17 protein-coding genes and 1 pseudogene are annotated in these 24,828 nt (G+C 71.8%); 10 read left to right on the top strand and 8 right to left on the bottom strand.

Annotated elements, in window-relative coordinates; translation table 11 throughout:
- Nucleotides 1–139 precede the first annotated feature (139 nt).
- Nucleotides 140–1,822, bottom strand: a complete 1,683-nt coding sequence (locus tag ACXAHD_RS20930; RefSeq protein WP_475052626.1) for an extracellular solute-binding protein — start codon at nt 1,820–1,822, stop codon at nt 140–142.
- Nucleotides 1,823–2,094: 272 nt separating this feature from the next.
- Between ACXAHD_RS20930 and ACXAHD_RS20925 the strand changes: the two genes are divergently transcribed.
- The 4 genes and pseudogenes from ACXAHD_RS20925 to ACXAHD_RS20910 form a co-directional block, all read left to right on the top strand.
- Nucleotides 2,095–3,315 (top strand): ROK family transcriptional regulator, encoded by a 1,221-nt coding sequence (locus tag ACXAHD_RS20925; protein ID WP_281550487.1) that lies wholly within the window; start codon nt 2,095–2,097, stop codon nt 3,313–3,315.
- 285 nt (nt 3,316–3,600) lie between these two features.
- On the top strand, nt 3,601–6,579 hold the full coding sequence (locus tag ACXAHD_RS20920; RefSeq protein WP_475052624.1) for a glycoside hydrolase family 3 C-terminal domain-containing protein: 2,979 nt from the start codon (nt 3,601–3,603) through the stop codon (nt 6,577–6,579).
- A complete protein-coding gene (locus ACXAHD_RS20915) occupies nt 6,579–7,748 on the top strand; it encodes a LacI family DNA-binding transcriptional regulator (protein WP_281550489.1) in 1,170 nt (389 codons plus the stop codon). The genes ACXAHD_RS20920 and ACXAHD_RS20915 overlap by 1 nt, the downstream gene beginning before the upstream one ends.
- Nucleotides 7,749–7,761: 13 nt before the next feature.
- Nucleotides 7,762–9,012: pseudogene (locus ACXAHD_RS20910) on the top strand (pyridoxal phosphate-dependent decarboxylase family protein); the annotation flags it as partial.
- Between the two features lie 36 nt (nt 9,013–9,048).
- Here the strand turns inward: ACXAHD_RS20910 and ACXAHD_RS20905 are convergent.
- The 4 genes from ACXAHD_RS20905 to pyk form a co-directional block, all read right to left on the bottom strand.
- Nucleotides 9,049–10,143 carry a sulfite exporter TauE/SafE family protein gene (locus ACXAHD_RS20905; RefSeq protein ID WP_281567313.1) on the bottom strand — a complete coding sequence of 365 codons (1,095 nt, stop codon included), beginning with the start codon at nt 10,141–10,143 and terminating at the stop codon, nt 9,049–9,051.
- A gap of 97 nt (nt 10,144–10,240) precedes the next feature.
- Nucleotides 10,241–10,702 carry an RrF2 family transcriptional regulator gene (locus tag ACXAHD_RS20900; protein ID WP_281550491.1) on the bottom strand — a complete coding sequence of 154 codons (462 nt, stop codon included), beginning with the start codon at nt 10,700–10,702 and terminating at the stop codon, nt 10,241–10,243.
- A gap of 93 nt (nt 10,703–10,795) precedes the next feature.
- On the bottom strand, nt 10,796–11,677 hold the full coding sequence (locus ACXAHD_RS20895; RefSeq protein WP_281550492.1) for an acyl-CoA thioesterase: 882 nt from the start codon (nt 11,675–11,677) through the stop codon (nt 10,796–10,798).
- Nucleotides 11,674–13,122 carry a pyruvate kinase gene (pyk, locus tag ACXAHD_RS20890; protein WP_281550493.1) on the bottom strand — a complete coding sequence of 483 codons (1,449 nt, stop codon included), beginning with the start codon at nt 13,120–13,122 and terminating at the stop codon, nt 11,674–11,676. The genes ACXAHD_RS20895 and pyk overlap by 4 nt, the downstream gene beginning before the upstream one ends.
- Nucleotides 13,123–13,425: 303 nt before the next feature.
- On the opposite strand from pyk, the gene ACXAHD_RS20885 reads away from it, so the two are divergent.
- Nucleotides 13,426–14,658, top strand: coding sequence for an endonuclease/exonuclease/phosphatase family protein (locus ACXAHD_RS20885; RefSeq protein WP_281550494.1), 1,233 nt, complete (start codon nt 13,426–13,428; stop codon nt 14,656–14,658).
- A gap of 17 nt (nt 14,659–14,675) precedes the next feature.
- On the opposite strand, the gene ACXAHD_RS20880 is transcribed toward ACXAHD_RS20885, so the two are convergent.
- Nucleotides 14,676–15,245, bottom strand: coding sequence for a hypothetical protein (locus ACXAHD_RS20880; protein WP_281550495.1), 570 nt, complete (start codon nt 15,243–15,245; stop codon nt 14,676–14,678).
- 187 nt (nt 15,246–15,432) lie between these two features.
- Between ACXAHD_RS20880 and ACXAHD_RS20875 the strand changes: the two genes are divergently transcribed.
- Genes ACXAHD_RS20875 through ACXAHD_RS20860 form a run of 4 tightly spaced genes read left to right on the top strand, consistent with a single transcriptional unit; the run spans nt 15,433 to nt 17,337 of the window.
- Nucleotides 15,433–16,125, top strand: a complete 693-nt coding sequence (locus tag ACXAHD_RS20875; protein WP_281550496.1) for a DUF4386 domain-containing protein — start codon at nt 15,433–15,435, stop codon at nt 16,123–16,125.
- A 7-nt stretch (nt 16,126–16,132) separates the two neighbouring features.
- Complete coding sequence (locus ACXAHD_RS20870; RefSeq protein ID WP_281550497.1) at nt 16,133–16,375, top strand: DUF305 domain-containing protein; 243 nt, start codon at nt 16,133–16,135, stop codon at nt 16,373–16,375.
- Nucleotides 16,372–16,896, top strand: coding sequence for a hypothetical protein (locus ACXAHD_RS20865; RefSeq protein WP_281550498.1), 525 nt, complete (start codon nt 16,372–16,374; stop codon nt 16,894–16,896). The genes ACXAHD_RS20870 and ACXAHD_RS20865 overlap by 4 nt, the downstream gene beginning before the upstream one ends.
- A 9-nt stretch (nt 16,897–16,905) precedes the next feature.
- Nucleotides 16,906–17,337: an HIT family protein gene (locus ACXAHD_RS20860; RefSeq protein ID WP_281550499.1), complete on the top strand. Its 432-nt coding sequence runs from the start codon at nt 16,906–16,908 to the stop codon at nt 17,335–17,337.
- 157 nt (nt 17,338–17,494) lie between these two features.
- On the opposite strand, the gene ACXAHD_RS20855 is transcribed toward ACXAHD_RS20860, so the two are convergent.
- The gene (locus tag ACXAHD_RS20855; protein WP_281550500.1) at nt 17,495–18,526 is read right to left on the bottom strand and encodes an SMP-30/gluconolactonase/LRE family protein; all 1,032 of its coding nucleotides are present in this window, start codon (nt 18,524–18,526) and stop codon (nt 17,495–17,497) included.
- Nucleotides 18,527–18,618: 92 nt separating this feature from the next.
- Here ACXAHD_RS20855 and ACXAHD_RS20850 point away from each other — a divergent pair, with 92 nt between their 5' ends.
- The gene (locus ACXAHD_RS20850) at nt 18,619–19,554 is read left to right on the top strand and encodes a LysR family transcriptional regulator (protein ID WP_475052617.1); all 936 of its coding nucleotides are present in this window, start codon (nt 18,619–18,621) and stop codon (nt 19,552–19,554) included.
- A 17-nt stretch (nt 19,555–19,571) separates the two neighbouring features.
- Here the strand turns inward: ACXAHD_RS20850 and ACXAHD_RS20845 are convergent, their stop codons facing one another.
- The gene (locus tag ACXAHD_RS20845) at nt 19,572–24,692 is read right to left on the bottom strand and encodes an AAA domain-containing protein (RefSeq protein ID WP_475052614.1); all 5,121 of its coding nucleotides are present in this window, start codon (nt 24,690–24,692) and stop codon (nt 19,572–19,574) included.
- Nucleotides 24,693–24,828: the final 136 nt, after the last annotated feature.

Raw genomic sequence — 24,828 nt, 5'->3', positions numbered from 1 at the left:
AGAGAAGGGGGGGGGGAGGAGGAGACCAAAACAAGGGGGGCCGATCTCGGGCGGAGCTGGTCCCGAGGGGGGCCTTTGCTTGGTTTTCTCCGTTTCTGTTTGCCCCGGAACCCGGCGGCCACCGGGGTGTCGGTGGACCTCATCGATTGTTGTCTTCGAGCGCCTTGAGGAAGAAGTCGCGCCCCTCGTCACCGCCGCCGCTGCGCCACTCCTGCGTGATCTGCTCGAGGTCGCTGGTCGGCCGGCGGCCGCGCAGCACGTCGAGGATCTTGTCCTCGGTCGGCTGCTGCACCCGCGACAGGTTGGCCGGCAGCTCGAACTTGATCCCGGCCCACGGGTTCGGCTCCAGGTACTTCACCGTCTCGTTGGAGTAGCCCAGCAGGGCCTCGACGAAGCCGGGGACGTCGGCGGTCTGCACGATGGTCGGGTAACGCCCGACGATGAAGGTGTACTGGTCGGCGATCTCCTGCCGGCCCAGCTCGGTCAGCTCCGGGCTGCCGTCGGCGCTGACCGTGTGGTGCTGGTCGGCGACGCCGTACTGGCGCAGGTGGTACTCCTCGGTGCCGAGCGGCGCGGCGCACCAGTCGAGCACCCGCAGGATCTCCTCGACGCGCTCCTTGCCCAGCCCTTTCTTGATGAACGTGTAGAAGATCGGCTTTTCCTCGCCCCAGGCGACCGGGGTGCTCTGCCCGTCGGCGGAGAAGATCGGCACCGGCCGCATGTCGAACGTCGGGGTGATCTGCCGCTGCTCCGAGTACATGCCGCGCCAGGCGCCGACGCCGTCCTCGTAGCAGACCATCTTGCCGCTGTTGAACAGCTGCTTGGCGTCGGCGGCGCCCTTGCTCTCCACGATGTCCGGATGCACCAGCCCTTCGGCGAACAGTCTGGTGGTGAACTCCAGGGCCTCGCGGTACTCCTCGGTCTCGTACTTGAATTCCAGGCCGCCGCCGTCGGTGCGCCGCCAGCCGCCCTGCGAGCCGGGCACACCGTAGAACATCTGCACCATGTTGAAGATCGAGCCGAAGGCCCAGACGCCGTTGGCCGGATCGGTCATCGCCTTGCCGAACTCGTGCAGCTCCTCAATGTTCTTCGGGGCCTGCACGCCGGCGGCGTCGGTGAGGTCCTTGCGGTAGAACAGCGCGTACGGGAACGGGCCGTCGGTCGGCCACGGGACGGCGGCCAGCCGGCCGCCCCAGACCGCGTACTGCCAGGCCCCGGTCGGGAAGCTGGCCAGGTGCGGGTAGGCCAGCGCGGCGTCACCGGCCAGGTGGTCGGTCAGGTCCTCGAACAGCGCCGAGACCGCGTCGGAGAACCGCGGGATCTTGTCAATCTCCCAGTTCGGGGCGCAGAGCAGGTCCGGCACGTCGCGGGCACCGAGGATGGCGCTCAGCTTGTCGGCGTAGGTGTTGCCGTCCTGGACGCTGAAGTCGATCGGCACGCCGAGCCGCTCGTTGACCGCCTGCAGGTAGGCGTTGCGGTCGATGCCGGGCGGGGTCGGCCCCCACCAGGGCGTCATCGCGGTGAGCGGCTCACCGCTGCTGCCGGGCGTCTCGGTGACCGCCCTGACCAGGTCGGTCGGGTACGTCAGGTAGCCGTCGGCGATCGGGCGTACCCCGGCGATGTCCGGGGTGATCAGCTCGACCGGCTGGTATCTGGGCAGAACCGCGCTGACCGCGTCGACGTCGGTCGCCGCGCCCTGGGTGCCGGCCGGCCGGCTGCAGCCGGAGAGAAAACCGCCACCGGCCATCGCGGTGGCGCCCAGGCCGACCAGGCCCAGGAATCGACGTCGGTTGGTGGCCGCGCCCGCGAGGGATCGATCCACGGCGCGCTCCCTTCATATCGGCGAGCCAGGCATCCCGGCGACGGTGGGACGAACCAGCTCGAAATGGGGGTGTGGGGGTACGGTTCGCACGCTAGAGTTAGTTCGGCTGCTGACTAAACAAAGTAGCCGACGGTGACAGGTGCCACAAGGGAGGCCGACATGACGCGAACCGCCGGTGGCTGCCCACCCCGCGGTGACCGCCGCGACACGCCGTCCCGCCGGGGGGCCGGCCCGAGCCACCCGGCCGGGACCCGGGGCGTAACGTGATCACCATGCGGAGCGGCCCGCAGCCAGCGGACCTGACCGACGTACGCGCCACCAACCTCGCGGTCGTGCTGCGCTACGTCCGGGCCAACGCGCCCTGCTCCCGGGCGGACATCGCCGGTGCCACCGGGCTCAACAAGGCCACGGTCTCCAGCCTGGTCGGCGACCTGATCGACCGCCGGCTGCTCCGGGAGACCGGCCTCACCGAACACCGCATCGGACGCCCAGCCACCATGCTGGTCGTCGACGGCGACGCGTACGCCGCGATCGGCATCGAGATCAGCGCCGACCACCTGACCGCGGTCGCGCTCGACCTGGCCGGCGGTGAGCTGCTGTCCTGGCGACGCGCCTTCACCGGGCTGGCCGCCACCCCGGGCAAGGCGGCCAGCACGGTGGCCGCACTGGCCGGCCGGGCGGCGGCCCGGGTGACCCGGCAGGGGCGACAGGTGCTCGGGCTCACCGTCGGGGTGCCCGGCCTGGTCGACCAGCAGGGCCGGGTCAGCCTCTCCCCCGAGCTGGGCTGGCACGACGTCGACCTGCACGCCGATCTGGTCCGGGCGCTGCGCGGGCCGGTGTACGAGGTCGTGGTGGACAACGACGCACAACTGGCCGCGCTCGCCGAGCACCGGCACGGGCCGTACGCCGGCACGGCGAACCTGGTGCACCTGACCGGCGGTGCCGGCATCGGCGCGGGGTTGGTGGTGGACGGGCGGCTGCTGCACGGCGCGCGGGGGTTCACCGGCGAGATCGGGCACATCCAGCTGGATCCCCAGGGTCCGCCGTGCCGCTGCGGCGCGAACGGCTGCCTGGAGGCGCTGGCCGCCGTACCGGCGCTGATCCGCCGGGTGCTGCCGGACGCCGAGACCGACGGGCCGGTCACCGACTTCGCGCCGGAGATCGACCGGGTACAGGCGGCGGCGCGCGCCGGTGATCCGGCGGCGCTCGACGCGCTCGACGAGGTCGGCCGGCACCTGGGCACCGGAGTGTCCATCCTGGCCAACCTGATCAACCCCGAGGTGGTACTGCTCGGCGGCTACTACGTTCCGCTCGCCCAGTGGCTGCTGCCGGCGGCCCGGCAGCAGCTCGCCGACCGTACGGTGGCTCCGGCCGCCGGTGGCACCCGGCTGGCAGCCTCCGACCTGGCCGGCGGAGCGGCGGCGATCGGCGGCGCGGCCCGGGCGATCGCCGCGATCGACAACGGCCTGATGCCGATCCGTCCGGCCGGCTGACCGCGCCGGCGTCTGACGTCAATTTGTGGCGGCCAGCCCCTTGACCGTCCGTACTGATGGATGTCAACCTCAAAGGGCTCCACGGTTAACACGACTGAAATCGTGTCGACAGTGGAGCGTTTTCGGGATGGTCGTCGAAGCGCTTCGAGCCAGCGCTTCCCGGGCTGACGGCCAGCCTCCACCGCGTACCGACGCCTGCCCGTGATCCGGTGACCGCTGCGCTGCCCGCACCGCAGCCGCAACCCACACGGGTGCCCTTGCCGATCCCGGAAGGCGATCCACGTTATGAGCGACAGCACGTTCCGCGACCCCGACCAGCCGGTGGCCGCCCGGGTCACCGACCTGCTCCGCCGGCTCACCCTCGACGAGAAGATCGCCCTGCTGCACCAGCATCAGCCCCCGGTCCCCCGACTCGGCCTGCCCGCCTTCCGCACCGGGACCGAGGCGCTGCACGGGGTGGCGTGGCTCGGCCCGGCGACCGTCTTCCCGCAGGCGCTCGGGCTGGGCTCCAGCTGGGATCCGGACCTGCTGCGGCGAATCGGCGAAGCGGTCGGCGACGAGGTACGCGCGTTCCACCACAAGGATCCCGCCAGCGTCGGACTGAACGTGTGGGCGCCGGTGGTCAACCCGCTGCGCGATCCACGGTGGGGCCGCAACGAGGAGGGCTACGCCGAAGACCCCTGGCTGACCGGGGTGCTGGCCACCGGGTACGCCAGCGGGCTGCGCGGTGACCATCCCTACTACCTGCGGACCGCGCCGACCCTGAAGCACTTCCTCGGTTACAACAACGAGACAGACCGGGCCACCACCAGCAGCAACCTGCCGCCCCGGGTGATGCACGAGTACGAGCTGCCGGCGTTTCGCGCCCCGATCGCCGCCGGTGCCGCGGTCGCGGTGATGGCCTCTTACAACCTGGTCAACGGACGGCCGGCACATCTGAGCCCGCTGATCGACGAACAGCTGCGTCGGTGGACCGACGACGACGTCCTGGTCGTCGGCGACGCGGGGGCGGCCACCAACATCGCCGGCGCGCAGGGCTACCACCCGGACCACGTCACCGGCTACGCGGCCGCGCTCCGCGCCGGGATCGACAGCTTCACCGAGGACGATACCGACTCGCTGCCGACCGTCGCGCGGATCACCGAGGCGGTGGTGCGCGGGCTGCTCACCGAAGCGGACGTCGACCGCGCAGTCCGCCGGACCCTCTCCGTCCGGATCCGGCTCGGCGAACTGGATCCACCGGAACGCAACCCGTTCGCGAAGACCGGCATCGATGTGATCAACTGCCCGGCCCACCAGGACCTGGCCCGGATCGCGGTACGCGAGTCGGTGGTGCTGCTGCGTAACGAACCGACCGAGTCCGGATCCGACCCGGTGCTGCCGCTGGACCCGGGCCGGATCCGGCGGGTCGCGGTGGTCGGACCGCTCGCCGACACCGTCCACACCGACTGGTACGCCGGATCGATGCCGTACGCGGTCACCGCCCGCGCCGGGCTGACCGCGCGGCTGCCGGCGGCGACCGTGACCCACCACGAGGGAGTGGACCGGATCGCGTTGCGGCTCAGCACCTCGGCGACCGTCCTGCGGGTCAGCGGCGAGGCCGCCGGTGGACCGCTGCGGGCCGACAGCACGGCGGTGGGCGGACCGGTGCGGGCTGCCGGGCCGGAGGCGGTGCCGCAGTGCTGCTTCGACGTGTTCGACTGGGGCGACGGGGTGGTCGCGCTGCGCAGCGTCGCCAACGGCCGCTACCTGGCCGCCGGTGACGACGGGGTACTGGTCAACGACCGGTCCGGTCCGGGCGGGTGGGTGGTCAACGAGACCTTCCGGCTGGTCCGCGCCACCGACGGCCGTGCGGCACTGCACCACCTGGCCCGGGACCGCTACGTCACCGTCGGCCCGGACGGGCTGCTGCGGGCCGAGGCCGCCAGCGTCGACACCGCCGCCACGTTCTCCGTCGAACTGGTCACCGACGGCGCCCGGGAGGCGGCGGCGCTGGCCCGCGACGCCGACGTGGCGGTGGTGGTGCTCGGCAACCATCCGATGGTGTGCGGGCGGGAGACCGAGGACCGGGTCGACCTGGCGCTGCCCGCCGCCCAGGCGGCGCTGCTGCGGGCGGTCCGGGACGCGAACCCGCGCACCGTGCTGGTGCTGTCCAGCAGCTACCCGTACGCGGCGGAGTGGGCCGACCGGCACGTCCCGGCGATCGTCTGGTCCGCGCACGGCGGTCAGGAGTACGGCACCGGGCTGGCCGAGGTGCTCTGCGGGGACGCCGATCCGGGCGGCCGGTTGACCCAGACCTGGTACCGGCGTACCGCCGACCTGCCCGACCTGCTCGACTACGACGTGATCGCCTCGGACGCGACGTACCTCTACTTCCGGGGGGAACCGCTGTACCCGTTCGGCCACGGCCTGAGCTACGCCTCCTTCGACTACCGTGACCTGCGGTTGTCGGCCACCGAGGTGGATGCCGACGACACGGTCGAGGTCAGCGTCACGGTGCGCAACACCGGCGCGCGGGCCGGGACCGAGGTGGTGCAGCTCTACACCCGCCAGCGGCACTCCCGGGTCAAGCAGCCGCTGCGCCAACTGCGTGACTTCCGCAAGATCAGCCTCGCGGCGGGGGCGCAGACCACGCTCCGGTTCCGCCTCGCCGCCGCCGACCTGGCGACCTGGGACGTCACCCGGGACCGGCCGGTGGTGGAGAGCGCCCGGCACACCGTGTCGGTCGGCCGGTCCAGCGCCGACCTGGTGGCAACCACCACCCTGACCGTACGGGGTGAACGGATCGGGCCCCGCGACCCGCTGGCCGGACCGTTGTGGGCTGCTGACAATGACGACTACGCCGGCACGGCCCCGGCCGATCATCCCGACGGTCGGGACGCGGTGGGCGCGGCGGAGGACGGTGGTTGGATCGCGTTCACCGACGTCGACTTCGACTCCGGACCTACCGCGGTCACCGCCCGCGTCGCGCACCGGCCGCCCCGGGCTGGAGCCGACCCCGGTGCCGTCGGCCGGGCGGCGGACGGGTCGACCGTCACCCTGCGGCTGGACGATCCGCTGGCCGGCCCGGTCGCCGGTAAGCTTCCGGTACCGGCGACCGGCGGCCGCGACGACTGGGCAGAGGTACGGACGGAGCTGCACGGGCTGCGCGGAACCCGAGACCTGTATCTGCTTTTCAGTACGGCAGGCGCTACGGTGAGCTACCTGAGTTTTGCCGGGTCCGCCACCGACGGTCCGGCGAGGGACATGGATGGAGGAGCCTAGTGTCAACTCCGTCACAGCCGACCGGCGCCGGGCCCGACCCGACGCGGGACCGGACCGGCAAGCGGGCCGACATGGTGACGATCGCCGACGTGGCCCGGCACGCCGGCGTCGCGGTCAGCACGGTGTCCTATGTGCTCAGCGGCAAGCGGGCGATCTCGGCGACCACCCGGGAACGCGTCCTGGCCAGCATCCACGCCCTCGGCTACCACCCGCATGCCGGCGCCCGGGCGTTGGCCAGCCGGCGGGCGAACGTGATCGCCCTGGTGCTGCCGCTGCGCTCCGGGATGCACCTGCCGGTGCTGATGCAGTTTGCCACCAGCGTGGTCACCACCGCCCGGCAGTTCGACCACGACGTACTGCTGGTCACCGCCGACGAAGGGCCGGCTGGGCTGCGGCGGATCGCGGTCAGCGCCATGGTCGACGGCATCGTGGTGATGGACGTGGAGATGCACGACCCACGGGTGCCGCTGCTGCGTGAGCTCGAACGGCCCAGCGTGCTGATCGGTTTTCCGGCCGAGTCCGCCGGTCTGACCTGCGTCGACCTGGATTTCTACCGGGCCGGCGAGGCCTGCGTCGAACATCTCGTCACGCTCGGCCACCGGCAGCTCGCCCTGCTCGGTGCCCCGGCCGTGGTCTACGAACGGGAAACCGGCTTCGCCCACCGGACCCGGGCCGGCTTCACCGAGACGGCGGCCCGCTGCGGCGTCACCGCGGTCGCCCAACCGTCCGAGGAGAACTACGACGCGGTACGCCGCGAACTGGCCGGGCTGCTGCACCGGCACCCGGGGCTCACCGCGCTGGTGGTGCACAACGAGGCTGCGGTCGGGCACGTGCTGGCCGCGTTGCCGACCCTGGGCCGGCGGGTCCCCGACGACATCTCGGTGGTGGCGATCTGCCCGGACGAGGTCGCCGAGCGGGCCGGCCCGGCGCTGACCTCGGTGCTGATCCCGGCTGAGGAGGTCGGTCGGCAGGCAATCAGCCTGCTGATGCGCAAGGTCCAGGGCGACGCGGTGCCGGCCGCGACGCTGCTCGACCCCCGGTTGACCGTCCGGGCCAGCACCGGCCCCGGCCCGGCCGGCGCGATGCCGGGCGGCGAGGCCGGTGACACCGGCGTCGCAGGCACCGGGCCGGAGGCGATGGTGGCGCTTGCCCGCCGTACCGATTCCTGATCAACTCGTCCGCATGGCAGGCGACGCATCCGCGCCGGGCACCACGTCGGGCGCAGGCACCACGGCCGGCGCGCACACCACGGCCGGCGGGCACATGTCGGCGGACGAGTTCCGCCGGGCCGGGCACGCGGTGATCGACTGGATCGCCGACTACTGGCAGACGCTGGAGAAGCATCCGGTGCGACCGTCGGATCCGCCCGGCACGGTCGCCCAAGCGCTGCCGGTGACGCCACCGGAGCACGGCGAGCCGTTCGACCGGATCCTCACCGACCTGGACCGGGTGGTCGTCGGCGGACTCACCCACTGGCAGCACCCCGGCTTCTTCGGCTACTTCCCGGCCAACACCTCGGCCCCGAGCGTGCTCGGTGACCTGGTCAGCGCCGGCCTTGGCGTCCAGGGCATGCTCTGGGCCACCAGTCCGGCCTGCACCGAGGTGGAGACGGTGCTGCTCGACTGGCTGGCCCAGCTGCTCGACCTGCCGCAACGGTTCCGGTCGGGGTCCACCGGCGGCGGCGTCATCCAGGACTCGGCGTCGTCGGCGACGCTGGTGGCCACCCTGGTGGCCCTGCACCGGGCCAGCGGCGGCAGCTGGCGCACGGCGGGCACCACCGCCGGCTACACCGTCTACACCTCGACCGAGGGCCATTCGTCGATCGAGAAGGCGGCCCGGATCGCCGGGGTCGGTGATCAGGGAGTACGGCTGGTCGACGTCGATCCGGTGACGCTGGCGATGCGGCCGGACGCGTTGCGCCGCGCCCTCGACGCCGACCTGGCCGCCGGGCGGCGACCGGCGATCGTCGTCGCGACCGTGGGCACCACCTCGACCACCGCCGTCGACCCGGTCGAACAGATCGGCGCGATCTGCGCCGAGTACGGGGTGTGGCTGCACGTGGACGCCGCGTACGCCGGTGCCGCAGCGGTCTGCCCGGAGCTGCGCTGGACGCACGCCGGGCTGGATCGGGCCGACTCGTACTGCTTCGACCCGCACAAGTGGCTGCTGACCGGGTTCGACTGCGACGCATTCTGGGTGGCGGACCGGGCCGAGCTGGTCGAGGCGCTGACGGTGATGCCAGAGTACCTGCGCAACGCGCTCAGCGACACGGGCACGGTGATCGACTACCGGGACTGGCAGGTGCCGCTGGGTCGCCGGTTCCGGGCCTTGAAGCTGTGGTTCGTGCTGCGCTGGTACGGCGCACAGGGGCTGCGGGCGCACATCCGTTCGGCGGTGGCGCACGCGGCCTGGTTCGCCGACCAGGTGCGCGCCGACGACCGGTTCGAGCTCGTCACGCCGGGGCCGTTCTCACTGGTCTGTTTCCGGTTGCGCGGCCAGCCCGACGAGGTCAACTCCGCCCTGCTGGCTGCGGTGAACGCCAGCGGCTCGGTGCTGCTGACCCACACCCGGGTGGCGGGCCGGTTCACCTTGCGGCTGGCGGTCGGCGCGCCGCGTACCGAGCGACGGCACGTCGCCGCCGCCTGGGAGCTGATCGCGGACACCGCCACCGGGCTGCTCGCCGACCAGCGCTGACCGGCGCTGGTCACGACGGGCCGTGCGCAGCACCCGGACGGCCAGCCCGAGGGCCAGCGCCCAGCCGACGACGATCACCGCGTACCCGGTGAACCTCGGGCTCTGGGGCAGGTCGACGGCGCGCATCAGCGACCGGGCGTTGGTCAGCACGATGAGACCGCCGACCGCGGCGCCGAGCAGTTGTGCCGGCACGATCCGCACCAGGTAGGCGGCCAGCGGGGCGGCGAGCAGGCCACCGGCGAGCAGCGCCGCGACGACGGGCAGGACGAAGCCCTGGCCACCGAGCCCGATCAGGAAGCCGGCGCTGGCCGCCGCCGCGACGAGGAACTCCGAGGTGTCCACCGAGCCGATCACCTTGCGCGGCTCCATCCGCCCGGAGACCAGCAGAGACGGGGTGGCGACCGGCCCCCACCCGCCGCCTCCGGTCGCGTCGATGAAGCCGGCGGCCAGCCCGAGCGGGGTGAGGAACCGGCTGCGCAGGGGTCGGCTGACCCGCCGGGCCGGGATCGGCCGGGCGAACCGGATCAGCAGGTACACCCCGAGGGCCAGCAGGATGCCGGCCATCCACGGCCCGGCGGCCTCGGTGGAGACGGAGCTGAGGACGGTGGCACCGGCGAAGGCGCCGACCGCCCCGGGTACGGCGATCCGGCCGACGACCCGCCAGTCGACGTTGCCGAACCGCCAGTGCGCAGTGCCGGAGGCGAGCGTGGTGCCGATCTCCGCCAGGTGCACCGAGGCGCTCGCCGAGGCCGGGGCGATTCCGGCGAGCAGCAGCAGCGTGGTCGAGGTGACGCCGTACGCCATTCCCAGCGCGCCGTCCACCAGTTGGGCGAGCAGTCCGACGAGGGCGAGGACCAGCAACTTTCGCACAGCACACCTACTTGAGATAGCAAACCTATCGGCTTAGCAGAGAATGCGGACGGCCGGTGCTGTTGTCAACCACATCGACGAAGCCGGTCGCGGCCGGTCAGGTCCAGGCGCGTGGGTTGGCGGCGAGATCCCGGATCCGCTCGGGAAGCCGGCCGGTGGCGACGTCGGCGACGGTGACCGACTCGAGGATCTCCCGCTCGCTGGCCCGCAACGCTATCCAGACGTCCTGCAGCGCGACCGCCGCACCCTGGTAGCCGAGCTCCTCCGGCCGGCGGCCCCGCACGTGGGCGAGCGGGCCGTCGATGACCCGGATGAGCTCCGCGAGACTGATCTGCTCGGCCGGGCGGGCCAACCAGTAGCCGCCGTCCGGGCCGCGCTGGGCCTGCACCACGCCGGCCCGGCGCAGCTGCAGCAGGATGCCCTCGAGGAACTTCGGCGGAATGCCCTGAGCCCGGGCGACCTGCTCGGCGGTCAACACGACCCGCGCCGACGCCGCAGCCGCGACCGCCAGCTCGGCGGCGGCCCGCAGCGCGTAGTCGACCCGGGCAGAGAGACGCATACCTCTCAGGTTACGGCACTGTTTCCATTATCGGACCGGCCGACCGACGCCAGCCATCGACCTTGATCGCGGCCGGCCGGGCGGTCGGCCCCGTCACGAGCCGACCCGCCGGACCAGTCCCTCCTGTACGGCGCTGGCGATGTGCCGGCCGTCGCGGGTGAACATCCGACCGGTGGCCAGCCCGCGCCCGCCGGCGGCCGACGGACTCCAGCAGTCGTAGAGGAACCATTCGTCGGCCCGGAACGGCCGGTGGAACCACAACGCGTGGTCCAGGCTGGCCCCGATCACCCCGCCCGGACCCCAGACCTCTCCGTGCACGGACAGGACCGAGTCGAGCAACGTCAGGTCGGAGGCGTAGGTGAGTACGCAGGCGTGCAGCAGCGGATCGTCGGGCAACTTGCCGTCGGCGCGGATCCAGACCCGCTGGTACGGGTCGGCCGGGCGGTCCCCGGGGGCGACCAGACCCGGTGCGCCGACGTACCGCACGTCCATCGGCCGGGGGATCACCGCCCAGACACCGAGCCGCTCCGGATAGCGGGCGAGCCGCTCCACCATGGTCGGCACCGCGTCCGGCGGCGGGACGTCCGGTGGCTGCGGGGCCTGGTGGTCCAGCCCGTCCTCGGGCCGGTGGAACGACGCCGACATGAAGAAGATCGGTTTGCCGTGCTGGTACGCCACCGAACGGCGGACCGAGAAGGACCGGCCGTCGCGGATGTTCTCCACTTCGTAGTCGATCGGCTCGGCGCCGTCGCCGGGGCGGACGAAGTAGCCGTGCAGCGAGTGCACCAGCCGCTGCGGGTCGACGGTCCGCCCGGCGGCGACCAGCGCCTGACCGGCGACCTGGCCGCCGAAGACCCGCTGCGGCCCCACCTTGGGACTCATCCCGCGAAACGCCGACGGCCCGGTCCGGCTCAGGTCGAGCACCTCGAGCAGTTGATCGACGGCGGCCTGCCCGCCGACCGGATCACCGGTCACTGCAACGCCCGGGCCGCCGCGGCGTCGACGAGGCTACCGAGCTGGTGCACCCGCAGCGTGTTGGTGGAGCCGGGGGTGCCGACCGGGCTGCCGGCGACGATCACCACGTACTCGCCGGGATTGGCCCGGCCGAGGCCGAGCAGTGCCTGGTCGACCTGGCGGAACATGTCGTCGGTGTGCTGCACGAACGGCATCAGGAAGGTCTCCACCCCCCAGGAGAGGGCAAGCTGGTCGCGCACCTCGGCGACCGGGGTGAAAGCCAGCAGCGGCAGCTCGCACTGCAGCCGGGAGAGCCGACGCACGGTGTCACCGGTCTGGGTGAAGGCGACCATCGCCTTGGCGCCGATCGCCCGGGCGATCTGCGACGCGGCCGAGGTGAGCGCACCGCCGTGGGTACGGGGGTCGTGCTGCAGCCGGGGCACCGAGATCGAGCCGTGCTCGGTCGTCGTGACGATCTTGGCCATGGTGCTGACCGTGAGCACCGGGTACTTGCCGACGCTGGTCTCGCCAGAGAGCATCACCGCGTCGGTGCCGTCGAGCACCGCGTTGGCAACGTCGGAGGCCTCCGCGCGGGTCGGCCGCGAATTCTCGATCATCGAGTCGAGCATCTGGGTGGCGACGATGACCGGCTTGGCGTTCTCCCGGCACAGCTGCACCGCGCGCTTCTGCACCAGCGGCACCTCGTCGAGCGGCAACTCGACGCCGAGGTCGCCCCGGGCCACCATCACCCCGTCGAACGCGTCGACGATCGCCTCCAGGTGGGTGACCGCCTCCGGCTTCTCGACCTTGGCCAGAACGGGTCGACGAACCCCCTCCTCGTCCATGATCGCGTGGACCAGCTTGATGTCCTCGGGCGACCGGACGAACGACAGGGCGATGAAGTCGGCGCCCAGGCCGAGCGCGAACCGCAGGTCGTCGGTGTCCTTGTCCGACAGGGCCGGCACGCTGACCGCGACGTTCGGCAGCGAGATGCCCTTGTTGTTGGAAACCGGGCCGCCCTCGACCACCAGCACCCGGATGTCGTTGCCGTCCACCGCACTGACCTCGACGGCCACCTTGCCGTCATCGATCAGCAGCCGGTCCCCGGGACGAACCTCCTGGGGCAGTTTGCGGTAGGTGCAGGAGACCCGCTCCCGGCTGCCGAGGACGTCGTCGCTGGTGATGACGACCGAGTCGCCGGTGCGCCACTCGTGCGGCCCGTCGGCGAACCGGCCGAGACGGATCTTGGGGCCCTGCAGGTCGGCCAGCACGGCGACCGCCCGGCCGGAGGCCTGGGCTGCCTCCCGGACCAGCTGGTACACCTGCTGGTGGTCCTCGTGGCTGCCGTGGCTGAAGTTCAGCCGGGCCACATCCATGCCCGCTTCGACGAGCCCGCGGATACGCTCCGGGGACGCGGTCGCGGGGCCAAGCGTACAAACGATCTTTGCGCGGCGTGTCACGCCCATGAGGCTAGTCTCTCCCCTGAACCGGCCGATCGGCCGACCCTGTCTGATGTCCGAACGGAAGTGCCCACCAGCGCTCGGCGCTCCGCGAGACATCGTACTGGTGGGTGGAACCGTGACGGTGGACCGGCGGGCATCGACGACCGCGCCCTCAGGGTAGCGCGGTAGTTGACCATCGCGGTACGCCCGGACGGCCGACGCCCAGACGTTCGGGGTTCATTCGCCGAACCGTCACATAGATCCGGTTAACTGGTCACCACACGACCGGAGGGTGGCACGGTGACACAGCGGGTACGGACACGAACAGTGACCGCTCTGGTGGCGATGATCGCCACCGGTCTGACGGCGGGGCTGGCGCCCGGGACAGCGACGGCAGGCGGCAGGCAGGGCGACGAGCGCGGCGGCGTCCGGTTCGCCACCTTCAACGCCTCGCTCAACCGGAGCGTCGACGGCGGCCTGGTGGCCGACCTGTCCACCCTGGGCGACCGGCAGGCCGCCAACGTCGCCGAGGTGATCCAACGGGTCCGCCCCGACGTGCTCCTGATCAACGAGTTCGACCACGACGCCGAGGGGCGGGCCGTCGAACTGTTCCAGCGCAACTACCTGTCCCGCGGGCAGGGCGGGGCCCGGCCGATCCACTACCCGTACCGGTTCAGCGCCCCGTCGAACACCGGCGTACCGTCCGGGCACGACCTCAACCGCGACGGTACGGTCGGCGGCCCGGATGACGCGTACGGCTTCGGGCTGTTCCCCGGCCAGTACGGCATGGCGGTCTACTCGCGCCACCCGATCGACCGGCGGTCGCTGCGCACCTTCCAGACGTTCCGCTGGCGTGACATGCCGGGGGCGCTGCTGCCGGACGACCCGGACACCCCGGAGCCCGCCGACTGGTACTCCCCCGAGGCCCTCGCGGACGTACGGCTGTCGTCGAAGAGCCACTGGGATGTGCCCGTGCGGATCGGCCGACGCACCGTGCATCTGCTGGCCAGCCACCCCACGCCGCCGGTCTTCGACGGTCCGGAGGACCGCAACGGCCGGCGCAACCACGACGAGATCCGGTTCTGGGCCGACTACGTCACCCCGGACCGGTCCGGCTACATCTACGACGACCGGGGCCGCCGCGGCGGGCTACGCCCGGGTGCCCGGTTCGTCATCGCCGGTGACCTCAACTCCGACCCGTACGACGGCGACAGCATCCCGGGATCGGCCCAGCAGGTCACCGGGCATCCGCTGGTCGACGACCGGCGGCCGCCGACCAGCGCGGGCGGGCCGGCGGCCAGCCAGCGCCAGGGCGGGGCGAACCTGACCCACGAGGGCGACCCCCGCTACGACACCGCCGACTTCGCCGACGGCACGCCGGGCAATCTGCGGGTCGACTACCTGCTGCCCAGCCGCCGACTGCGCACGGCGGGCAGCGGGGTGTTCTGGCCGACGCCGGAGGATCCGCTGTTCCGGCTGGTCGGCGACTACGACCCCGCGCTGCCCGGCGGGTTCCCGACCTCGGACCACCGGCTGGTCTGGCTCGACCTGCGCTGCTGAGCGGCGGCGCCGAGCGGTCAGTCGGTGCCGGTGGCGGCGAGCGATCCCGGTGGGCGGGCGTCGCGGGAGGCGATCGCGTTCATCGGGATCTGCGCCGCGCGCACCCCCATGTCGAGCCGGGCCCGCTGGTAGAACTGCGCCCGGGCACGGCGGTAGTCGGCGAACCCGGTGCGCCAGGTCTGTTCGTCGACCGGTTCCTCACCGGTGGCGAACCCCTCCAGCCGCCACAGCGTTTCCGTGAGGGCCTGCGCGGCGGCGATGGTCGGCCCGTCGGCGAGCAGCAGGATCGACTCGAAGCACACGGACCGGTCTGACTCAGCCTGTCCGAGCCGGGCCAGCCCTTCCTCGCGGTCGATCGGGCTGATCGCGGTGACCAGACCGCGGCTGGCCAGCACCCGCGAGGTGAGCAGGGCGATCTGCTTGGCGGTGGCGGCGAATTCGACGTACCCGGCGAGCCGCCGCTCGTCCCACCGCACGGACTGTTCCCGACGCCACCGGTTGCGCTCGGTGATTCCGGTGCCGACGTAGGTGAGCACCCCGCCGACGACCACCGCGAGGATGGTCGGCAGATGTTCCAGCAGAGACATCGCACTCTCCGTCGCATGGCCGGGCTTCAGGGTAGGAAGCCGGCACAAGCCCGTGTGCCGACCGCTCGCCCCGGTCCCCCGCAATCTCCGCTTGCTCCCGCCTTACGCTGTAAGTTAATCTGCCTTACAGCGTAAGATCGACCGGTCGCGTCTACGGACGCCCGGCGGACGAGAAGGGGGATCTCTCGTGAGCGATCTGGTCCGCACGGCGCGGCTGACCGGCGTGTTCTATCTGGGACTCGGCGTCACCGCCATGCTCGGTTTTCTGGTCGTCCGACCCCAGCTGTTCGCCGCCAGCGACCCCGCCGCGACACTGGGCAACCTGGTCGGGCACGACATGCTCGCCCGCGTCGGCGTCGCGCTCGAGCTGGGCGTCGTCGTCACCCAGGCACTCGCCGCCGTCTGGTTCTACCGCCTCTTCCGCACCGCCGACCCGGTCGCCGCCGGCAGCATCGGCGCGTTCGGTCTGGTCAACGCGGTGGCGATCATGGGCAGCGCGGCGATGCTCGCCACGGCCGGCGAGGTCGCGGCCGAGCCGATCGGCGACGCCGCAACCACCGTCCAGACCCTCTACCTGGTCAGCGACAACCTGTGGGGGGTCGGCAACCTGTTCTTCGGGCTCTGGCTCATCCCGATGGGCACCAGTGTGCTCCGGTCACGCTGGATGCCGCAACCGCTCGGCTGGGTGCTCGTCGGTGGCGGAATCTGCTACCTCGCGAGCGGATTCCTGCTCTACCTCGCGCCCGACGCCCGGATCGTCGCCGACCTGCTCGTGGCGCCGGCCACCGTCGGGGAAATCTGGATGATCGGCTACCTGCTGACCGTCGGCGTCCGGCGACAGGTGCCGTCGCGGGTGTTGCCGCACCGTCAGGGCGGGTAGGCGAAGATTGCGGCGAATCACGTGCGACGCCGCGATCGGGCCCGACGAGGTGCGGAGAGCTGGCGAGGAGAGCTTCATCGGCAACGGGCAGTTCCTCAAGTCGATGATCCCGCACCACTCGCGGGCGATCCTGGTATGCGAGCGGTCGGACATCACCGACCCGGAAATCATCGAGCTGTGTGGACAGATCGTCGAGACGCAGCAGGAGGAGATCGACCAGATGAAGCAGATCCTGCAGCGGTACTTATGAGTCACCTCCGCGCGGCGCTCGGCGTCGTCCTCGCTGTCGTCGCCATCGGGGCGGGCACCCTGGCGGCCTGCACCGCCGACCCGCCGGAAGCCGATACCGGCCCGCCCGCCACCAGCGGCGCCGACCCGGTCGACCAGCGGTCAGCGGCGCCGCCGCCGGTCGCGCCCGCTCCGACGATCGCACCGCTGCCCGGCCCAATGGCCGACGCCCGGCCCGTCGCCTCGGTGGCCGCCACCAGCGGCCCGGTCTCGGTCGGCACGGTCGAGGTCCCGCCCGGCCGGTTGTCGGTCAGCCTCGACTGCGTCAGCGGCGGCCGCGGGGATGCCGCCGCCGCCAGCGGCGCGGCCGACCTCGCGGTGTTCCTCGACCCGGAGATGCGGTTCGAGCTGCAGTGCCCCGCCGACGAGGTGACGATGACCCGCAACGTCGACCAGGACCACCCGGGCGGTCCGGTCACCATCCGGGTCGAGGCCGGCGCGGACGTGCGGTGGAACCTGCTGGTCGAGCATCAGCCGGGCTAGGCTGCACCGGTGAACGGGTGCGTGTTCTGCCGGATCATCGCCGGGGAGTCCCCCGCGTGGCGGGTAGCCGACTCCCCCACCGGGGTGGCCTTCCTGGACACCCGGCCGGTGTTCCCGGGCCACGTGCTGATCAGCCCGCGCCCGCACGTGGTCACCCTGACCGACCTGCCGCCGGCCGATCTGGCCGGGTACTTCTCACTGGTGCAGCGGGTCGCGGCGGCGGTCGAGGCTGGCCTGGACGCGGGCGGCACCTTCGTCGCGATCAACAACCGGGTGTCCCAGTCGGTGCCGCACCTGCACACCCACGTGGTGCCCCGGACCAGGGGCGACGGGCTGCGCGGCTTCTTCTGGCCGCGCCGGCGCTACGCCGACGACGTCGAGGCCCGGCGGTACGCCGAACGGGTCGCCGCCGCGTTACCTCCCGGGCCGGATCTGCCGTGAAGCCGCCCTCGTGATCAGGCGGAGCGACGCGCGGAGTCAGCCTCGCCCGATATCCGGCAGAATATATAGACGTGCATATATTGACCTGGTGCGTGGACCCGACGGACCGCCCGGTCCCACGCCGGGTGGTACGGGAGTGGGGCCGGGCGGCGGATGGTCACCAGCGAGCGGTTATCCGGACCACCGTGTACGGCAGCACCGGGTCGGTCGCCCCGTACTGGAAGTTGACCAACAGCAGGTCGCGGCCGTCGAATGCGGCCGTCGACGGGCCGTGCAGCCGGGGGTCGGTGACCCGGGCCAGCAGCGTGGCCCGGGTGGCGTGGCGGTGCAGCCGCAGCACGTTGACCGTGTCGCCGTTCCCGTCGATGTTGCTGACCGCGTACAGCAGGTCGCCCCGGATCAGCAGGCCGTCGCCGTGCACCGCCGCGCCGCCCAGGTCGATCGCGGAGACGGTACGCCGCCGCAGGTCGACGCGGTGCAGCGCGCCGTCGTTGTAGTCCGCGACGATCAGATACCGCTGGTCCGGGGTGACCACCAGTCCGTTGAGGTTGAACCCGTCGTCGTAGTCGATGCCGGTGCCCCGCAGGTCGACGAACGGCCGCAGCGGCGCGGTCGCCCCGACGCCGCCACGCAACTGCCCGGCGGTGATCCGGTACAGGGTGGGCTGAAACGAGTCGGTCACGTAGACGTCGCCGTTGGCGGCCAACGCGACGTCGTTGAGCATCGAGTTCGAAGTGGCGGTGGCGAAGCGGTGCAGCAGGTCGCCGCTGCGGGTGTCGTACACCCAGACGTAGCCGGTGCCGCCGCCGGCGACGATCAGCCGGCCTGCCCGGTCGACCTTCATGCCGCCGGCGGTGGTCCGGCCGTCGGCATCGTCGCCGGCCAGCCAGACGGTGGTACGTGGGGAGCGAACGTCGCCCCGGTAGATCCGCCCGTCGGTGAGGCTGCTGACGTAGAAGTACGGGCCGCGCGGGTCGCGGGCGATGCCTTCCGGGTAGGCATCGTCGCCGGCCAGCACGTAGCTGCCCGGCCGCTGGTGGTGCTGGTGGTGCTGGTGCGCTTGCGCCGAGCCGGCGTGAAATGCGATCGGTGCGGCCGCGGCGGGAGCTGCGGGTGCCGCCGGCCCAGCGGCGAGTACGCCGGACGTCGCGGCGACGGCGGCCGCGACGAGCAGTCGAGATGTGTGCACTGTGTCCCTTCCGGTGGTCGGTCGATTCGAGCCTGACCGGCGGGAACGACCCGCAACAAGATCACCTGAGTATGTCGGGATACCGTGCCGGTATGTCGGTCGAGCTGCGCGTCATGCGGTACGTCGTCGCCGTCGCCGAGGAGGGCAGCTTCGAGAGCGCGGCGCGCCGACTGCACATGGCGCAGCCGCCGCTGAGCCGACAGATCCGCGACCTGGAGCGGCAGCTCGGCGTACCACTGTTCGAGCGTCGGCCGACTAGGCTGACCGACGCGGGGGCGGCGTTCGTGGCGTCCGCCCGGCGGCTGCTCGACGACGCCGACTCGGTGGTCCGGGGGGCCCGGGCCGCCGGGCAGGGTCAGATCGGGACGGTGCGGATCGGGTTGGTCGCCAGCGCCACGTCGCAGGTGCTGCCGCGCCTGCTAGCGGCGGTACGGGCCGCCCATCCGCAGATCACCGTACGGACGCGGGAGGCGTGGCCGGCCGAGCTGGACGCCGGGCTGCGGGCCGGCCGGTTCGACCTGGTGCTTTCCCGGGGGATGCCGGGCTACCAGGACCTGGACCGCCAGACGGTACGCCGGGAGCCACTGGTAGCGGTGGTCGACGCCGGACATCCGCTGGCCGGGCGTACCGCTGTCGGGTCGGACGCGGTGGGGCCGGACACGGCCGGGTCGGAGACGGTCAGGTCGGACGCGGTCGGGTTGGCCGACCTGGCCGGCGGCCGGCTGAGTCTGCCGCCGGAGGAACTGACGCCCGGCTACCGGTCGGCGATCCTGGCCGCCTGCGCCCGCGCCGGGGTGGTCGTCGAGGTGGTCGACTGCGAACAGGTGGGGTGGCGCCGGATCGGGCTGGCCGACGTCGACGGTTTCGCCCTGGTACCCCGATCGCTCACCCAGTTACCCACAGTGGACGGGGTGGTGCTCCGGCTGACCGACGAGCTTCCCGCCCCTGATCTGGAGCTGGTGTGGCGGCGGGACGCCACGTCACCGGCCGGACTGGCCGTCGCCCGGCTCGCCCACGACCTTCATTGATCATCGAACGGGGCCGCTCAGCTGTCCGACGACCGACGGGTGACCGCGCGGGCCAGCGGCGAAACCTTCGTCAACCGGGCCGAGGCGGCGGCGGTGAGCGCCTTACGGCCGTAGGTCTGCAGGGTCGCCCGGTAGACGGCCTCCGGCTGGTGCCAGCCGAGGACGCTGGCGTGCCCGGCCATCACCTGCGCGAGTTCGGCGGGCGGCACCTCCTCCAAGGTGCGTGGACCGAGCGCCCGGGGCAGCGCCGGCGGTTGATGGGCGAGCCGGTAGGTGCTCGGCTGGACTCCGGACTCACCGAGGGGGTTGTCCCGGACGAGCAGACCTCTGCGTACCACTGCGGTGACCACCTTGTTGATCGCGCTCGCCGAGGCCCGGCCGACGCGCTTACCACCGGCCGCATGCACGTACGCGGTCTGCAGCCGCTCGCCGGTCATCGGGCCTTCGCAGGCGACGATGGCGAGAATGGCCTCCTGCATCCCGGGCGGCGGCGGAGTCTCGGCGCGCGGGGCGTCGCCCTGGAAGATCTCGTACGGCTTGAGCCCAGGCGCCGGGTCCGAATCCCGCTCGGCGGGTTCCACCGGACCGACCGGCTCCACCTGCTCGACGGGTTCCACCGGACTGACTGGTTCCGCCTGGCTGACTGGTTCCGCCTGGCTGACTGGTTCCGCCTGGCTGACTGGTTCGCGCGCCGGTTCGGCTGCCGCTGCCCAGCCGGACGGGCGGATACCCCGCCGGTCCAGCGCCGCCCGCAGATCCTGCAACACCGCCGCTTCATCGACGACGAACGACGACTGCGGGATACGGAAGAACTCCCAGCCGCAGCGCTCCAGTTCCCGCTGCCGGGCCATGTCGGCCTCGTAGCGGTCGGGCCCGTGCCAGGCGTCGCCGTCGCACTCGACCGCGAGCCGTCCGTTCGGACCTATCACCACCAGGTCGATGAGATAGCCGATCGCCTCGAACTGCGGCACGACGGTGAAGCCGGCGGCGACGAGCCGGTTGTAGACACGCTGCTCGAACAGTGAGTCGAAGGGTGCGACCCGGCGGTCCTCGGGCACCTCGGTCGGCAGTCGGGTGCCGTCGTGCTCGCTCGGGCGGGCGGTCACGCCGTAGCAGTAGTCGAGCAGCTGGTAACGCATGTCCTCGGGATTGCCGAGGTCGCTGAGTCGGACCGAGTGGAAGACCCACATCTGGTCCTTGGCGCGGGAGGCGGCGACGTTGTAGCGCTGCACGTACATCTCGGCTATGGCGGCACCGATCCGTACGCCGTCCTCCATCGCCGCGACCATGCTGAGGAACACGACGTCGCGTTCGGATCCCTGGAAATCGGCGGAGTCGCCGCACCGCAGCTCCCGGCGCTCCCATTCCGCCGGATCGAGCTGTTCCAGCAGCAGCCGTTCAATCCGCTTGGCCTGATGGACTCCCTGCAGCGAGATCACGCCGAAGGTCAGACCGTCGTAGCGGGGGTCCTGCGCACAGGCCACGATCTGCGCGACGACCGCCTCGGCCTCCGGCGGGTTGACCTTGTTGCTGGTGCCGCTGACATAACCGTTCCCGACGTGCACCGGCCGGATCGGTTCGAGGCGGTCGGCCCCGTACTGACGGACGGGGATCAGCCGGATGTTCTCCGGCTCGTACGCGATCCGGTTGGAGAAGTTGATGATCTCCGGAACGCAGCGGCGGTGTTCGGTCAACGGAATCAGGCCGCTAAACCGCATCTTGGCCTCGTCGAACAGGCTTCGCTTCGGGTCCTGCCACGACGCCCGGTACGGGTCGTCGCCGAGGTACTGGTCCGCGAGGTCGCGCAGATGTTGCTGGTCGACGCCGACCCCGCTCGGTGAGACCTGCTTGTCGTCGCCGATCACCACGATCTTCGGCGCCAGGTACTGCAGGAACGTCGCGGCCAGCCCCGCCTGTGATGCCTCGTCCACGACGACGACGTCGAACATGTCCGGCTGCACCTGCAGCTGTTCCGCGATCCGGTAGATCGGCATGATCCAGACCGGTACCGACGGGCGGCAGCGGTCCATGGCCTGGCGGATCTCGGCGCGACGCTGATGGGCGTACTTGCCGGTGCCCTTGCCGAGCCCTCGCACGAGTTGGCCGTACTGCTGCAGGTTGGCCCGGGCGGAGCCGCTGATCCGGTCCGGCGAGGCGGCATGTCGCCAGGCGCGGGCGGCGGCCAGCTCCTCGACGTGGCCCCGGATCCGGCCCTCGAGCTCACCGATCTCGGCCTGCAGCCGGTTGAGATCGGTGATCTGCCGGTCGGCGAGCCACGCGCCGACGACCGCCCAGGCCCAGGCGTCGTCCCAGCCGTCGAGGCGCTCGTCCCATCTGTCATCGGCGCAGTCGGTGACGACGGCGTCGTGCAGGCGGGGCGCCACCGCCCGCAGCCGGGAACCGAGCGCGTCCCGACGGTCGACGAGTTCACGCACCTGGGTCAGTCGCGTGAGCCGAGCGACAGCGGCGGCGTACCTGCCCACGTCCCGGGCGGCGACCGCCTCCACCAGCTCGCGCAGCGGTGCAGCGGCGGTCGGCTGATGGCTCAGCGCGACGACCGGCTCCCCGATGGCGTTCACGGCGGTCCGGGTCCGCGCCAGGTGGTCGGCGGCGGCGGCCGAGTCCACCAACGCGGCGTAGGCCCGTACTGCCGAAAGATCCGACCACTGTGGGCGGGGTAGCTGTGCGGCCGCCAGCCGGTGCTCCTGGTCGGTCAGCCCGGCGCCGAGCGCGAGAACCCGCTGCAGTTGGCTCAGCTCGGTCTGGTGCCAGGTCAGCCGTTCCTGGAAGGTGTCCTCGGGCGGGACGACGACGGTGGCCGGCCAGGCGCGGTCGGCAGCGGTCAGCAGCCGGGTGGCCTGTGCCCAGGCGAGGAACGCGTTGACGGCCTCGACCGTGGTCGGCGGGCGACCGTCCACGCGGACCCGGCTGAACAGCTCCCGAGCCGCCTTGACCGGCTTGGCGGCGAGCAGGTTCAGCACCGGCGTGCCGTCGGCTGCGAGCTTGACCCTGCCGCCGGCCGCCAGGTGCTCGCGCAGGTGGTTGGCGAGCGACACGAGTTGGGCGACGTCCGGCCCGGCCTGGGGCACGCCGCCGGCCTGCACGCCGGTGACCTGCACGTCGGTGATGCCGAGGTAACGCACCTGCGGTTCGGCCTGTGCCACCAGTTGCCGCAGTTGCGCGGCCCGGTTGTGCCACAGCTGTCCCCGGCCGCAGGTCACGTCGGCCAACGCGTCGGCCATCCACGGTTCGCGTCGTCGCGCCAGGTCGTCGGCGGTGTCGGCGAGGCGGTGCAGATCCTGCTGCAGCGCGGTCCGGGCCGCCGGAGGCAGCGCTCTGACCACCGCGTACGCCGGATGTTGCCGGCTGTCGTGCCGCGCGTCGTGGGCGGCGCGGGCCTGTTGTTCGGCGGTGACGGCAGCGGCGAAGTCCGCTGGCGGGGCCAGCCGCGCGGGGTCGGCCAGCGTGGCCCGCGACGACGCTTCGTCCGCGATCAACTGCTGGTCGCGCAGCAGCCGCAACCACTCAATGATCTCGGTTCGGGTCAGCGGGGGCTCGTCACCGGGTGCTGCCGGTGCCCACGGATGAATCCACCCGTACCGTTCTCCGGCGTGGCGGTGCGCCTCGGCGATCGCGGCCAGCGTGCCCCGGTACGGTCCCCGTTCGTGCCGGACGACTTCGGCGGCCCGCACGTCGACCAGCCGTTCGTGCAGTTGGGCACGCTGACGCCGGAGTTGGTCGATCGCGTCGAGGTGCCGGGTGATGGTCAGGTCGGACTCGTCGGCGTCGAAGTCGATGGCATGCTGCGAGATCGTGTTGACCGCGACCTTCAGGTCCGCCATGTCCTCCCTGGACGCGCCGACGACCGCGACCGACAGCGGCCGGATCGCCTCCGGGAGCTTTGTGCGCACCTCCTTGAGCGCACGATCGGTCTGCGCGGTGACCAGGACCCGCTTGCCCTGGGCGAGCAGATGGCTGAGCAACGCGGCGGCGGTGTGTGTCTTGCCCGTGCCGGGCGGGCCCTGCACCAGGGTCTGCGCGTGCCGATCCACCTGCTGAAGGATCTTCAGTTGCTTGTCGTTCACCGGCAGCGGCAGGTAGAACTCGTCGTCGACGGCGACCACCGCGCCGGGCGTCGGGTCGGTCACGGTCACCGGACGGTGATCCGGATCCACCAGCGGCAGGATCCCCTCCGGCACGAAAGCCGCGTCGATCAACTGCTTGCGGATGCGCTCCAGCACCTCGACCAGCCCGTGGCTGCGCCGACGCAGGACGATCGCGGGCGCCAGGGTCACCTCGGGCCGCGCGGGACCGCCGCTGCCGGGCAGTTCCGTCTCGAGGTAGCCGCCGTCCGGGTCGAGGCTGTGCGCCACGCGTTGCAACAGCTCGCCGATCGTCGCCACGTTCAGCGGATGGTCGGCGAAGGTCCGTGCGGTTTCCCGGACCTCGCCGATGTGCCGCGACCGCGTCAGGTGCGAATCCAGCATGTCGAGTTCGAGGCGCAGCGGGTCGGCCGATTCGGCGGCGTTGACGTGCAGTGTGCCGGTTACCGGGTCGAGGTCGATCGTGACCGGTACGGTGAGCAGGTGTCGCCGTACGGCCGGATGGTCGGCTGGCTTCCAGGTGAGGCATCCGACGGCGAGGACCAACTCCTTCTCTTCGGGATTACTCGCCGCCGCCGCTTGCATCGAGAAGAGCGTGCCGTACGCCTCACGCACCGGCTGATCGACGCGTTCCCGCTCCGCCCAAGTCTCCCAGCGGATCAGCCAGGCCCGGTAGGCGTCCTCGATGTCGGGGTGCTCAGCCAGACGAAACACCGCAGGGTTGCCGTCGACGTCCGGCTCCCCGTCCGGATCCGGAACTTCCACCTTGAGCTGCGGGGTGATCTGTGGATCGTCGATGCCTGCGGTCAACCAGCGGCGCAGCGCCTCGCCGACGGCGGGCGGTCGGACCAGATCGATCCGGTCGATGTGCCCGACCTCGTCGCCCGGCTCCGGCGTCGCGCCCCAGTGCGCGAAGTGCACGGCGGAGTGTCGTGGCATTCTCCGCGTCCAGGCGACCTCCTCGTAACTGTCGACCGTGCGGGGCGCCGAGACGACCGACTGCTGTGCCCGCGCCAGGAACTCGAAGAGTCGCACCGCCCGATCGAGGCGGTTCGCCGCAGAGGACGTCAAGATACGGTTTCCTAATGAGTTCTGGGAGTGAGCCATCCGGCAAACTCCTGGTGGGTAGGTAGCCGCCAGCCGGTGAGCACTCCGGGTTCCTGGACGTCGA

The sequence above is a fragment of the Micromonospora sp. ABR4_055 genome (assembly GCF_056160425.1).
The sequence above is the reverse complement of the archived record's forward strand: the minus strand, read 5'-3'. Positions and strand labels throughout refer to the sequence as shown.